This is a genomic window from Enterobacter sp. CGMCC 5087 (assembly GCF_003144775.1).
Taxonomy (GTDB): domain Bacteria; phylum Pseudomonadota; class Gammaproteobacteria; order Enterobacterales; family Enterobacteriaceae; genus Enterobacter; species Enterobacter cloacae_M.
In genome coordinates this window covers 1-602 of sequence record NZ_QFXN01000223.1, presented here as the reverse complement: position 1 = coordinate 602, position 602 = coordinate 1, and the positions used below count along the sequence as shown (strand labels likewise).

The following is a 602-nucleotide window of genomic DNA, read 5'->3' as shown; positions in this document are numbered from 1 at the left end:
TCTTCACTTCCTTTTGATTTGAATGGGTGTTGCAGTGTGGAGTGCCTCTCCATGAGCCTTTGGTCAGCCACCGTGGCTCGCGTTGCGAGAAATTACATATAACAGTTTAGGGTTAATCGCTGTTTTCGCCCCTACGCTTAGTGGGATTCGCCGCAACAGTAAAACACACTGGCAACGTTGACCCGGTACGGGCAGCACTAAGTCATTATCGCCAGTATGCTTTACTGTTCGCCCTCTGGCCCTTCATCGCAGGCCAGAAGGCATAAAATGGAGCGGTCAGCGGGAATCGAACCCGCATCATCAGCTTGGAAGGCTGAGGTAATAGCCATTATACGATGACCGCGAAAGTGCGGGTCTGTTTCCCCGCCGTCAACGTTATCGTATTTAGAGTCCTGCACGTCCGGACTATCGCGTCGGTAGACCTACGTCTTGGCCTACACTTGCATGGTGCGCTGTACTGGAGTCGAACCAGTGACCCTTGCCTTCGGAAAGCAATACTCTATCCAACTGAGCTAACAACGCATGGTCCACCACCGAGGACTCGAACCTCGAACCCTCAGCTTAGAAGGCTGATGCTCTATCCAGATGAGCTAGTGGCGGTC

3 tRNA genes are annotated in these 602 nt (G+C 52.7%); all 3 read right to left on the bottom strand.

Annotated features, from left to right (window positions below):
- Positions 1-268: 268 nt before the first annotated feature.
- The 3 genes from DEO48_RS19425 to DEO48_RS19415 all read right to left on the bottom strand — a co-directional run bounded on the left by DEO48_RS19425 (position 269) and on the right by DEO48_RS19415 (position 600).
- Positions 269-343 (bottom strand) — tRNA-Gly (locus tag DEO48_RS19425).
- 102 nt (positions 344-445) lie between these two features.
- Positions 446-522, bottom strand: a tRNA-Arg gene (locus DEO48_RS19420).
- 1 nt (position 523) lies between these two features.
- A tRNA-Arg gene (locus DEO48_RS19415) sits at positions 524-600 on the bottom strand.
- Between the last annotated feature and the right edge of the window lie 2 nt (positions 601-602).